This is a genomic window from Vibrio sp. 779(2023), from assembly GCF_033344285.1.
Taxonomy (GTDB): domain Bacteria; phylum Pseudomonadota; class Gammaproteobacteria; order Enterobacterales; family Vibrionaceae; genus Vibrio; species Vibrio alginolyticus.
In genome coordinates, this window is sequence record NZ_JAWPOM010000081.1 from 1 (window position 1) to 1,524 (window position 1,524).

The following is a 1,524-nucleotide window of genomic DNA, read 5'->3' on the forward strand; positions in this document are numbered from 1 at the left end:
TTGGGGATCGTTTCTGGGCTGATTATTGCTCAGTATGAAGATACATTGAGCCAACTGGTTTTACTTGCAGTGTACATGCCGGTGATTGCGGCGGCTGGTGGTAATACGGGTACTCAAGCGGCCACATTGGTCATTCGTGCATTGGCCACAGGTGAGCTTAAAAAGCGTCAGTGGTTAGCAGTACTTTGGAAAGAAAGTCGCGTAGCGCTGTGTCTCGCATTAGCGATCGCAATAGTTATGGTTGGACGCATTATGCTTTTTAGTGCCGGCCAATCTACAGGGGGCTTTGAACTGACAGACATCGCACTTGCAATCGCCGTTGCTTTGTTTATTCAAGTCTCAATTTCCACAACGCTTGGCGGTTTGTTGCCAATAATTGCCCGTGCTTGCAAGCTAGACCCAGCCGTATTGGTGAGCCCTGTGCTTGCATCAATCGTTGATATATCAGGTATGTGGATTTACTTTACTGTGGTGAATTACTTCTTAGGTATCGCCTGACTAAAATTCACGATGTCACGGTAAAATAACTGCTCAAAATGCGTAATAGGGGCGATGACAGGTTTGTTATCGTCCCTTTTTTCTGGGAAGTAGTCTGAGACAAACTGGACGAAAATAGTATTCGGCTGGCCATTTTTATCTAAACCATAACCCGCCATGTTGTAGGTTCCGTATAATGAACCACTCTTGGCAATCAGTTGACCTTTGATTGGGGCATTCCGCATGCTTTGGCGGTATTGCAGCGTACCCGATTCGCCTGATTTAGGCATGATGGCAATCAGCTTCAGTGTTTTTTCGTTTTTCCAGATATAACGTAGGATTTCCGCCATTTTGGTCGCAGAAATACGGTTGTTTCTTGAAAGGCCCGATCCATCTTCCAAGCGTGCGTTACGGATATCGATGCCAGTGTTGGCGAAAATGATCTGTTTGATCGCTTCTGTACCATTGGTAAAACTTCCGGGTTGAACAAAAAATTTCGCACCCAATGTTTTCGTTAATGTGTCTGCGATCAAATTGTCAGAATGCTTGAGCATGTCATCAAGTAAATCGGATAGCGGCTTTGATTGATGTAATGCCATCAATTTACGTTGTTTCTGTGGCGCTGAACCAATCTTAATTTTGCCTTTGAGCTCAATACCTAATTGCTTGAGTAACGTACTGATATTTTGACTGGTATAACGTTCAGGATCTTGAACCGCAAATTTGAGAGGCAGCGGCTTTTCTCGTTCGATTAAGCATCCTTTTAATTCGTAGCGATTGTCTGGGTTAGCAAGCAGGTCTAAATCGCAATGGCGGCTCTTTTGAATCGTCTTAGAAACGGTCTCGACCGAACTTTTAACACGAATAGGTTGATGCTCTGGCACATAGACTCGAGTCCCGCCATCTTTTTGTGTATAGATAGAAGCTTGGACACAGTTGTTGTTGAGTGTAATGCTAGAAGCCGGAGCGCTGTAGCAAACCCCCAGAATGTCCCACGGCCAGCCCACCGCACGGTTATAACCAGTGAATGCGCTGTTATCGAGCCAT

2 protein-coding genes are annotated in these 1,524 nt (G+C 45.2%); one reads left to right on the forward strand and one right to left on the reverse strand.

What is annotated here, in order from left to right:
• Positions 1–498: magnesium transporter (locus tag R8O70_RS25045; protein WP_318184441.1), on the forward strand; the 498-nt coding region annotated here is incomplete at its 5' end.
• Here R8O70_RS25045 and dacB read toward each other — a convergent pair.
• On the reverse strand, positions 477–1,524 hold a 1,048-nt coding region (dacB, locus tag R8O70_RS25050), incomplete at its 5' end, for a D-alanyl-D-alanine carboxypeptidase/D-alanyl-D-alanine-endopeptidase (RefSeq protein WP_318184442.1). The two genes, R8O70_RS25045 and dacB, sit on opposite strands and share 22 nt — an antisense overlap.